This window comes from Chthoniobacterales bacterium (assembly GCA_036569045.1).
GTDB lineage: Bacteria > Verrucomicrobiota > Verrucomicrobiia > Chthoniobacterales > JAATET01 > JAATET01.
The window spans coordinates 20,084-29,151 of the sequence record DATCRI010000051.1; the positions used below are offsets into that span (position 1 = coordinate 20,084).

Below are 9,068 nucleotides of genomic sequence, written 5' to 3' on the forward strand. Positions count from 1 at the left end.
GGGATTTCATGAAACAAACCAGGCTCGAGTATCTCGTCGGACTGTTCGTGCTGCTGGGCATCGCGGCAGTCGTTTATCTCGCGATCAAGCTCGGATCGGGTTCCGTGGTCGGTGGCGACACCTACGTCATCGAGGCCCGTTTCACCAACGCTGGAGGCCTCCACAATGGCAGCAGCGTGCTCGTGGCGGGCGTCACTGTGGGCCGCGTCGAGGCGGTGCGCATGGATCCCTCGGATTACAGCGCCATCGCCGAGATGCGCCTCACGACGGCCCTGCGGCTGCCGACCGATTCCATGGCCTCGATCAAGACCACCGGCCTCATCGGCGACAAATACGTTTCGCTTTCACCCGGCGCAGACGACACGTATTTCGATCCCGGCGCCCGTATCACGATGACGGAATCTGCCGTCGACCTGGAATCCCTCGTCGGGAAAATGGCTTTCGGGACTGTCAACAAAGACGCCGCTACCACCGAACAACCCGCCGCCACGCCATGAAATTCCGCGCGCTTTTTCTCGCGATCCTCACCCTTCTCCAGGCCTCGGCCTTTGCGTCGACGGTCGAAGCGGAAAAGCGACTGCGCAGCGCGGTGGACGAGGTCGTGAAGATGGCTGACCACTCGTCCAGCGCGAGCGCGCTCGCGGAAAGCCTCCGCCCGGTCCTGCAGAAATATCTCAGCTTTGACGCCATGACACGGCGCGCCGTCGGCCCCGGCTGGCGGCAATTCTCGAAGGACGAGCAGGCGCAGGCCGTGAAACTCTTCGCGACGCTGATCATTCGCACCTACAGCAGCAAATACACGCCCGGCCAGCACCCGGTCATCACCTTCAAGACGGCCTCCGAGCCTGCGGCCGGTCGGGTCGAAATTCCGACCACTCTCGTTTATCAGGGCAGCCGCTACTCCGTCATTTACCGCCTCGAGGCGGCGGAGGATTGGCGCATCACCGACGTCGTCGCCGAGGGCGTGAGCCTCGTCGCGAACTACCGCAGCCAATTTGACGCTCAGTTCAAAAAAGGGGGCGCGAGTGCCGTATTGAGTGCGCTCTCCCAATCCGTGGCCGCCCAAAAATGAAAATCCGCTCCTCCCTCCTGCTCCTTCTCGCCGGTTCGCTCCTGCCGCTGCTTGGCGGTTGCTCGTCGTCCGCGAAGAAGCCGTCTGCGCCGGCCGCTCCGGCAAAAAGCGCCGATCCCAAGTCGGGCGGGAAATCCGTCGCGGGCCAGGATGACCTCGACGAATATGGCACATCCGTGACGGTCGCGGATCCGCTGGAGCCGCTCAACCGCGCCACGTTCTGGATCAACGACGGCATCTACACGATCGCCCTGCGGCCGATCTCGAAGGGATACGACCGGCTGGTGCCGAAGGTCATTCGCACCGGCATCTACAACGCCTACGAGAATGTGAAGTTCCCCGTCCGCCTCGTGAATCACCTGCTTCAGGGCAATTTTCCGCGAGCGGGGCAGGAGACCGGCAAGTTTCTCGTGAACAGCACGGCAGGCATTGGCGGTCTCGGCCGTCCGTCGGATCACATTCCCGCCCTCGCCGACGTCCCGAGTGCGGATACCGGCCAGACCTTCGCGAAATGGGGCATCGGCAACGGTCCCTACCTCGTGCTGCCGCTGCTCGGCCCGAGCACGCTGCGTGACACCGTGGGCCTGGCCGGCGACTACGCCCTCAATCCGATCACCTGGGTCTGCTTCGTCTACGGCGACTACGACTGGATCATTGCTATTCCGGCGGGCAATACCATGCGGGCCATGCCTGGCCAGATCGCCCTTTACGACACCATCACGAAGGACTCGCTCGATCGCTATCTCGCCGCCCGCAGCGCCTACATCCAGAATCGCGCTGAGGCCGCGCAGAGATAATCTCCAGGGACTCTTGGAGGGATTCCGGCTCCTGCTGCCACCTCCTGTCTCGCTGAAACGCCGGCGAGTGAATTCATCGGCGAGGCATTTCCTATAAGTTTTGGCGAACTGCCGTCGCGCAAAGAAAAGAAATCGCTCCGCCGAGTCTGAAGAGAGGCTCGGCGGAGCGATCGCGTGTTCATGGTGGGCAGTGAGGGGATCGAACCCCCGACCAACTCGGTGTAAACGAGCCGCTCTACCGCTGAGCTAACTGCCCTCGCTGATGTGCAATGAGTTTCAGAAATTCACAGCGCCATCATCTTTGGGATGGCATCCCGTCGAGTGAAGGCACGTGGAGAAACGTGAAACTCAATCGAAAACGAAACAACCATTATTCAAGAAGATGGCGGAGTGCCTCTGGCCCAAGCGCTGAAGCGAATCTTCGTAGCGATTTGCGGGGGGAAGAGCAAGCAGATCAAGGAAGCCTCGAAACCAGGGATGCGTCTGAAGCGACGCGTAAAACATCCCTATTTTCCTCGCCGCCTCTTCCTCTGCTGGAAAAGTGCGGTCCGCTCGCCAAGGCCGAGAAGGGAGGCAGGACGCCCACCACGTTCCGGAGAGCATCCAGAAACTACGAAGTGCTCCGCAAAACTTCGGGGCCGGGTGGCCCAAGGCGAAACACTTGAAAAAACTGCCGCCACGATCGTTCTCTTCTGCGACCGCACCGACGACCGATGGTTTCCATTGTTCCGCTTTTCCGTCGGAGCTCGGATGCACGTTTCGGCCTGAGGTTCTGAAGTTTCCGAGTAGCGCAAAAACGTCAGTGGCGCAAATTGACGGAAGAAACCCGCAATGTGCGGTTTCGTTTTTCGGAAGAATGATTATAGATAACGACGTCTTATCTCTCCGATGTCTGATACGTTTCCCACCTCCAAGATCGCCTACGAAGGCAGTTCGTCCCGCAATCCTCTCGCCTTCAAGTCTTACGACGCTGACGCCGTAATCGAAGGCAAAACGATGCGTGAGCATCTCCGCTTTGGCGCCGCCTATTGGCATTGCATGCGTAATCCACTTGCCGATCCGTTCGGTTCTGGCACGGCCCTGATGCCTTGGGATGATGGCACGGACTCCGTGAGCAACGCGCTCAAGCGCATTGATGTTTTCTTTGAATTTCTGGAGAAGATCGGGATCGAATACTACTGTTTCCACGATCGCGACGTTTCGCCAGAACGTGGCACCATCGCGGAGACCGAGCGAGTCTTCGACCAGATTGCGGCGCATCTCAAGGAGAAGCAGACGGAGACCGGCTGCAAATTGCTCTGGGGCACGGCCTGTCTTTTCACTCATCCCCGGTTCGCCCAGGGCGGAGCGACATCTCCGGAACTCGGCGTTTACACCTTTGCCGCCGCCCAGGTGAAAAAGGCAATGGACGTCACGAATGCCCTTCGCGGAGAAGGCTACACGTTCTGGGGGGGGCGAGAGGGCTACAGCACAATCCTCAATACCGACCTGCGCCGCGAGCGGGAGCATCTGGCGGCGTTTCTCCACATGGCCGTCGATTACAAGAAGCAGATTGGTTTCACCGGGCAGTTCTATATCGAACCGAAGCCCCAGGAGCCCACGACCCACCAGTATGATTCGGACTCTGCGGCGTGCCTGAATTTCCTGCGCGAATTTGACCTGCTCGAGCATTTCAAACTCAACCTCGAGACGAACCACGCCACGCTTGCCGGCAAGACGATGGTGCATGAGATGCGTGTCGCCCGCGAAGCCGGGGCCCTTGGGTCCATCGACGCAAATCAGGGCACGGCAAATTGCGGCTGGGACACCGACGAATTTCCGTCGGATCTTTACCTCACCACCGGCGTGATGCTTGAACTCCTCGCCATGGGAGGATTCACCACCGGCGGTCTGAACTTCGACGCGAAGCGCCGTCGCGATTCGTTTGAGCCGCTCGACCTCTTCCATTCGCACATTATGGGAATGGACGCCTTTGCCACTGGTCTCAAGGCCGCGGCCGCGATCCGTGCAGACGGCCGCATCGCAGAAATCGTTCGCAACCGTTACGCGAGCTGGGATTCCGACCTCGGTCGTAAGATCGAAGCCCGTGGATCCTCATTCGACGAACTCCATGCGCTGGCCTTGGCCTCTGAGAGTCCGGTTCTTCGCCCCGGCAAGCAGGAGATTATCGAGGGCATCATTAACCAGTTCATCCGCGGGTAATCGTCAGCTTGTCTTCGTTGTTTTCGAAGGCACAGCACCGTCGATGACGGGAGGCATCGCGCTATCGCTGCCGCTGGGTCCGGGGAAGGACGCAGCGGCAGCACTTGTTTTAGTCTCTCCAAGCGAGTTTGGTGCAAATCGGCCGCCTGTTTAATTGGGAGTAGTCATTTGAAACGAAGGCACTGTCGATGGATTTACGGGAGCGCATCCTGAAGGCATACGAGAAGGGAGACTGCACCAGAGAGCAGGTGGCGCGGCGACTCGAAATGTCTGTGGGGGATGGTCAAGAAGCTCCTGGCGCGCAAGCGGCAGGGAGCGAAGATCGGAGCCCGTTATGATCGGTGCGGTCGCAAGGCGCGGATCGTAGAGAGCCACCGCCAGGCATTGAGCGCGCTGCTCGAACAGAAGCCGGATATGACGCTGGCCCAGCTTCGCGATGCCTTGGAGCTGAACTGCACGCTGCCAGCGATTCACTACGTGCTGCGCGGCATGGGGCTGACATCTAAAAAAGACGCTCCACGCCAGCGAGCAAAGCCGCCCGGACATCATTAAAGGACGTGCGCAGTGGAAGCGCCGCCAGAGCGGGATCGACCCTTCGCGGCTCGTCTTCTTCGACGAGTCGGCGGCCAAAACGAACATGATCCGCCTGCGAGGCCGCTGTCCGCGTGGCCAGCGCTTGCGCTGCGGGGTGCCGCATGGTCATTGACGCACGACGACGGTTATCGGAGCCGTCCGCGTGGATGGCACCACGGCCGCCATGGCCATCGATGGAGCCACCGACACGGAGGTTCTCCGAGCGTTCGTGCGCGAGGTGTTGGTGCCTCCTCTGAGGCCCGGGGACATCGTCGTCATGGACAATCTGGCTCCTCATAAGAATGAGCCGACTATCGGCCTCATTGAAGCCGCTCGAGCCAATGCCCTGTTCCTGCACCCTAGCTGCAGCGTCTTGTTAGAGGTCGAACCGCAATGAGCGAATATGCCAGGAGCAATGGAAACGAGTGGAAGATTTGCTAAGGCAGGAATGGAGCCCGGAGCAAATCAGCGGGCACCTGAAGAGGAGAAAGGAAATGAAGATCAGCCACGAAAGAATCTATCAATATGTGTGGAGAGATAAGCGGGAAGGAGGACGGCTGCACGAGCACCTAAGAGGAGCGAGAAAGCAGAGGAGGAAGCGCTACGCAGGGAAAGACAGTCGAGGAAGAGTGGCCGGAAAACGACCGATTACAGAGAGACCAGCCTCCATCGAGAGACGAAGAAGGATCGGGCACTGGGAGATCGACACGGTTCTGGGGGGAAGAGGAAAAGACTGCATCCTGACCATGGTGGAGAGAAAAACCGGCTATCTGCTGATCGGAAAACTCAAGGCCAGAACCAGCGAGGAGGCCACCAGAGCAATCCTGGATTTTGTCAATGGACATTACGGGAGAATGAAAACGATCACGGCCGACAATGGCGCCGAATTCCACAGCTATCGTCAAATCGAGGAGCAAAGTGATGTGAAGTTTCTACTTTGCGACGCCGCACCACTCGTGGGAACGGGGAACCAACGAGAATACGAACGGCCTGATCCGCCAATATCTCCCGAAGCGTCAAAGCATGGCAAACTTAACTCAGGATCAATGCGACCGGATCGCGCTGAAAATCAATCTTCGTCCCAGAAAACGGCTAAACTTCAAAAACCCCTATGAATGCTTCTTCAATTAGTCCATCTTGTCGCACTTCAAAGTTGATGTCAGGTCTGTATTTTTAACTCCAGGAGACGCGGAAAGAAACATGGGACTGATCTGGAGATACAATAACCTCTCCGTAAGATGCGCCTTCTGCGGTTCTCAAAATATACTTGGTAGATTTGTCAGGCTGTATTTCAGATGTTCCTTCTGATACTCCACGAGAATCTTTGAGCCACTGAGAAATGATCTGCGGGGAATCCGTGAATGATCCTCGGAACGTTCTGGTGAATGAATTTCCTTCGGTATGAATCGAAAAATTCTGAGATGAGCTCGGAAAAGGCGCAAGCTGTCCCCACCGAATGGATAAATCAACCATTTCAGTCTTTTTGGTGGGATTGGCGTTATCTCGATCATTAGTCGGAAGAAGAAAAAGAGCGATGCAGCAAAAAATAAATACTGCAAAGGCAAGTGTAAGTATCCCGGCTCCGATAAGAATATTGCGAATCCAAAGCTTCATTTAAAATGACCTAACGCCAAGCTCAGCTGCCCCGAACGCGGGTTGGGGTTGGGACTCGCGTTGGAGGAATAACGGAACGTTCGTGAAAAAGTAGCGCGTCGCGGCTAGGGGTTAGCTGCAGCGCCTTGTTAGGGCAATAAATCACTTCACTCACAAGTAGATTCCTGATATGAGTGCTGCCAATGAGAGATTTGAAGATCAAAGAGGCGGCCCGCATCGAAGTAATCGACTTCGATGCACTCAATCTCCAATGGCCTGCCACGCGCGGCGCGCGCGATATTTTCAGAGAAAATGTGATCCGAACCGCGCGAATGGTTGAAGTTCCGGCATATGCCGCACTGACAGCGGACTTTCATCGACTCGCAATACACCGAGTTTGTGGCGGGGAGCCCACACAGGAAACGATCCCGCTAATTCATAGTAGAGGAGATGAGATAACCGAGATACTTGGAAGTTTAATCAATCAGGATACAGAAACCATTCGGATGTTCATGACGGGTCTAATTGCAAACCTTGACCAGTTCATTAAAAGGACAACCAACATAAATGAGGTGTTCGAGGCATTTCTCAACGGAGTATTGATCCAGGCATGGACCTCATTTGAAGTCGTGATGCGACAACTCTTACGCGATTCAACAAAATTGCATCCCGAATGCTTCTCTGCATTATCTCTGGAAGATTTAACGAATCTTCAAACCAAGAGTTATCAGAAACTCGAAAGTATTCGCAGGGCTTATATAATTGGATTCTCGAATTATCATAAAGTAACAAATCCGATCAATGAGCAGTGCGTTGATGCCCTCGGGGCTTCTCCGAAATATCTTGGTTCACAATGCCGGTCGCGTTGACGACATATTTCATCAAGGATGCGTGGAAAAACATCTCACGAAGTGGGCCGGATATGCAGAAAAAAGTGTATTCCCGACCACTGGAGATGACGTGTGCAGCTTAGTTGACGCGAATCTAAAATGCGGATATTTATTGATCGGAGCCGTGGACGACTGGCTAACAGCGAATAAACCAATCTGATGAACAACCTACCTACTTTAGAAGTAAAATGCGACCACTGCGATGGTCGTGGAAGTTTTAGTTGCCATGAGTCTGAAGACGGTAAGGAATCTTGTCATCGTTGCGGTGGCTCAGGATTCGTTCCGACGCCCATTGGCGCGCAAATCCTCGAACTAATTCGGCACAACTCTAAAGTAACCGTCAGCGCGGAGCTTCGCGTTTCTTCTGCTCGGTAGCCTTCTCGCGCTCTTCGCGCCATTCGGCTTCTCGTTTATCCACTTCGGATTTCGGAACAGCAATCACTTTGGACGCAAGAGCGGCCATTTTCTCAAAAGGCGTGGGCTCCGGTGGCGGGTGGTCACTCATTTCTTTCGTTTGCCTCTTTTGTTCTGTCGCTTACGCCGGAAGGTAGGAATCCGCTGTGAGCTTTTCCCACGTCAGCCGCTTTCCTATGATCCCGGCCATCGCTTTCAGGAATCGGCCTTGGTCTCCAGCCTCGTTCTTGCGTTCGTTGAAGCGGAAGACCTGTTCGTCAAGATAGCGGAACAGGTGGAAAGGTTCAACCGAGACGTAGGTGCCACGGATACCACGCTTGAGCAGGCTCCAGAAGTTCTCCGAGCCGTTCGTGTGGACGTTTCCCTTCACGTAGCACTCGGCATGATCCACAACCTTGTGTTGGAACTCCTTGGAAAGGTCATTGTAGGAGTTGAGGGCATCGGTGTGAACCTCCGCCTCCAGAAGGACGTATTTCTTCACGCGACCGATGAGAGCTTTCTTCGTGGGAGTCTTGGGCAGAACCTCAGCGATGATGCGCGAATGCTTGGGGCCGTGGCGCTCTAGGAGGCCCATTACGGCGGTTTTACCGGCCATGCCCGTTCCGTTGATGCCTCGGCCAATCTTCGTGTGCTTGTGCATGTTCCGCGCCTTGCCGCCGATGTAGCTCTCGTCCACTTCAACGATTCCTCCGATCTTCTCTTTGATGATGCTGCCGGACTGCATGGCGAGGCGGATGCGCTGGAGCATGAACCAGCCCGTGCGCTGGGTGACGCCGAGGGCGCGGCCGATTTCGTAACTGCTGATTCCGTTCTTGGCGTTGGCGATGAGCCAAAAGGCGCAAATCCACTTGTCATAGCTGATAGGGCTATCCTCCAAGATCGTGCCGACGCGGATCGTGAATTGCTTCTTGGTCTTGCACTCCTTGCAGGTCCAGAGCTTGCGAGTGGAAACGAAACTCACTTTGTCACCGCCGCAGCGAGGGCAGCAAACTTTGCCATCGGGCCAGCGAATGTTCTTCATGAACTCGAACGCTTTTTCTTCGTCCGAAAAGTATTTGATCGCCCCTTGAAGCGTCGTGGGAAACTCAGATTCAACCTTCATTTCTCTCTTTTAGCTAAAGAGAGATTGTGAGTCAAGTGATTTATTGCCTTAAAAAGGGAGATCAAGATCATCGAAGATCAGATGTGGATGGCTGTCAGAAATTCAGAGGTGATGGCGCGGTCGAAGCAAAAGCCCCGACTTGAATGCTGAAAAAGAGCCGAGCCAATGTCGTGAGCCGCAGAATCCAAAAGGACAATGATCGTGAACGGCTCACAGACGCCGGTAGATGCTTTTAATCAGGGCTAACGCCAAGCTCAGCTACCCCGAGCGCGGGTGGAGCTCTTGGGTGAGCGTGGACAGAAAGGATGGGCGGTCGTGAAAAGTTGACGCGCGGCGGCTAGGGGTTAGCTGCAGCGTCTTGTTAGCCCGCATTTTTACTTTCTTGGCCAAATCCAATAAGATTCCCGTCAGGGTCAGCAATAACA

Annotated in this window: 9 protein-coding genes, 1 tRNA gene and 1 pseudogene; 7 read left to right on the forward strand and 4 right to left on the reverse strand. The window is 55.9% G+C overall.

What is annotated here, in order from left to right; all coding sequences use genetic code 11:
• The first annotated feature begins 8 nt into the window (after positions 1-8).
• From mlaD to VIM61_09725, 3 genes are read left to right on the forward strand one after another with little or no spacing between them, the layout of a single operon-like run.
• Positions 9-497 carry an outer membrane lipid asymmetry maintenance protein MlaD gene (gene mlaD / locus VIM61_09715; GenBank protein HEY8900677.1) on the forward strand — a complete coding sequence of 163 codons (489 nt, stop codon included), beginning with the start codon at positions 9-11 and terminating at the stop codon, positions 495-497.
• Positions 494-1,072, forward strand: coding sequence for an ABC transporter substrate-binding protein (locus VIM61_09720; GenBank protein HEY8900678.1), 579 nt, complete (start codon positions 494-496; stop codon positions 1,070-1,072). Before mlaD ends, VIM61_09720 begins: the two co-directional genes overlap by 4 nt.
• A complete protein-coding gene (locus VIM61_09725; protein HEY8900679.1) occupies positions 1,069-1,869 on the forward strand; it encodes a VacJ family lipoprotein in 801 nt (266 codons plus the stop codon). The genes VIM61_09720 and VIM61_09725 overlap by 4 nt, the downstream gene beginning before the upstream one ends.
• A 181-nt stretch (positions 1,870-2,050) precedes the next feature.
• Here VIM61_09725 and VIM61_09730 read toward each other — a convergent pair.
• A tRNA-Val gene (locus tag VIM61_09730) sits at positions 2,051-2,125 on the reverse strand.
• A 632-nt stretch (positions 2,126-2,757) separates the two neighbouring features.
• Here VIM61_09730 and xylA point away from each other — a divergent pair.
• From xylA to VIM61_09745, 3 genes and pseudogenes are all read left to right on the forward strand, one after another.
• On the forward strand, positions 2,758-4,071 hold the full coding sequence (gene xylA, locus VIM61_09735; GenBank protein HEY8900680.1) for a xylose isomerase: 1,314 nt from the start codon (positions 2,758-2,760) through the stop codon (positions 4,069-4,071).
• 279 nt (positions 4,072-4,350) lie between these two features.
• Positions 4,351-4,623 carry a hypothetical protein gene (locus VIM61_09740; protein HEY8900681.1) on the forward strand — a complete coding sequence of 91 codons (273 nt, stop codon included), beginning with the start codon at positions 4,351-4,353 and terminating at the stop codon, positions 4,621-4,623.
• Positions 4,624-5,039: 416 nt separating this feature from the next.
• Positions 5,040-5,759: pseudogene (locus tag VIM61_09745) on the forward strand (IS30 family transposase).
• 58 nt (positions 5,760-5,817) lie between these two features.
• On the opposite strand, the gene VIM61_09750 reads toward VIM61_09745, so the two are convergent.
• Positions 5,818-6,258: a hypothetical protein gene (locus VIM61_09750; protein ID HEY8900682.1), complete on the reverse strand. Its 441-nt coding sequence runs from the start codon at positions 6,256-6,258 to the stop codon at positions 5,818-5,820.
• Positions 6,259-6,440: 182 nt separating this feature from the next.
• On the opposite strand from VIM61_09750, the gene VIM61_09755 reads away from it, so the two are divergent.
• Positions 6,441-7,106: a hypothetical protein gene (locus VIM61_09755; GenBank protein HEY8900683.1), complete on the forward strand. Its 666-nt coding sequence runs from the start codon at positions 6,441-6,443 to the stop codon at positions 7,104-7,106.
• A gap of 361 nt (positions 7,107-7,467) precedes the next feature.
• On the opposite strand, the gene VIM61_09760 is transcribed toward VIM61_09755, so the two are convergent.
• Both VIM61_09760 and VIM61_09765 read right to left on the reverse strand, forming a co-directional pair.
• Positions 7,468-7,632, reverse strand: coding sequence for a hypothetical protein (locus tag VIM61_09760; protein HEY8900684.1), 165 nt, complete (start codon positions 7,630-7,632; stop codon positions 7,468-7,470).
• 30 nt (positions 7,633-7,662) lie between these two features.
• Positions 7,663-8,643, reverse strand: coding sequence for an IS1595 family transposase (locus VIM61_09765; protein ID HEY8900685.1), 981 nt, complete (start codon positions 8,641-8,643; stop codon positions 7,663-7,665).
• Positions 8,644-9,068: the final 425 nt, after the last annotated feature.